Below are 414 nucleotides of genomic sequence, written 5' to 3'. Positions count from 1 at the left end.
ATCCTGCGCCAGATCGCCGGTGGCCACGATCAGATCATATTCATACTGTTGCGCCCGAATAGCCTCCAGCACGGCCTGGTAACTTTCCCAGGTATTGACGCCTAACAGCGTTTCATGCTTTTCGGCAAACAGGTGAGTATCTGTAATTTGTAAAATCCTGACTCGGGCCTCACCAGCCAGAGGTAGGGTTAACAGGCTTTCCAAATGGTTTCCTTAGGTTTCACGACGCTAATAAACCGGAATCGCCATCGCTCCATGTGCTAAACAGAAGCGTAGCCAGTCGGCCAGAAACTGATTAATTTGATGCTTTTCGTCGCGTTGATGCAACGTTTTATTTGGATAATCATACCGCGCTTTGAAGCGAAAGATCTGCTGGCTTGAACACACTTCAGCCACCATCGCATCATGGTAGAG

The 414-nt window shown here is 48.8% G+C and carries 2 protein-coding genes; both read right to left on the bottom strand.

The features are described 5' to 3' along the window. Nucleotides 1-204: metallophosphoesterase (locus KJQ97_RS09565; protein ID WP_214120717.1), on the bottom strand; the 204-nt coding region annotated here is incomplete at its 3' end. Nucleotides 205-228: 24 nt separating this feature from the next. Continuing rightward, nucleotides 229-414, bottom strand: a 186-nt coding sequence (locus tag KJQ97_RS09560) for a DUF1249 domain-containing protein (protein ID WP_214120716.1), incomplete at its 5' end; no start/stop codon positions are given.

The sequence above is a fragment of the Campylobacter sp. 2018MI01 genome, from assembly GCF_018501205.1.
Classification (GTDB): domain Bacteria; phylum Campylobacterota; class Campylobacteria; order Campylobacterales; family Campylobacteraceae; genus Campylobacter_E.
Note: the sequence above shows the minus strand (reverse complement) of the source record. Positions and strands in the feature narration are given on the sequence as shown.